Here is a 206-nt window from a genome sequence, read left to right as displayed (position 1 = left end):
ATTGTCCTTTCAGTAATCGACATCCCGCCAGCATGCACAGCAGATAAATCATAATAAAGATGCCGTTAGCGTAGATGATTAACGCGTCGAGATTGATTTGCAGCATATAGATGCACAATGTACTGACGACGCAGCAGCCCAATACGGCGTTTAGCGCATTGCCCGGAAGATGGCGAGGGGATAGACGAGCCAGACAGCTCTCAGGT

The 206-nt window shown here is 49.0% G+C and carries 1 pseudogene; it reads right to left on the bottom strand.

Going from position 1 to position 206, the window contains the following annotated elements:
* Positions 1-206, bottom strand: a pseudogene (locus tag FDX22_RS19820) (L-methionine/branched-chain amino acid transporter); the annotation flags it as partial.

This window comes from Citrobacter sp. TBCS-14, assembly GCF_005280805.1.
Taxonomy (GTDB): domain Bacteria; phylum Pseudomonadota; class Gammaproteobacteria; order Enterobacterales; family Enterobacteriaceae; genus Citrobacter; species Citrobacter gillenii.
This window is presented reverse-complemented; position numbering and strand designations above follow the sequence as displayed.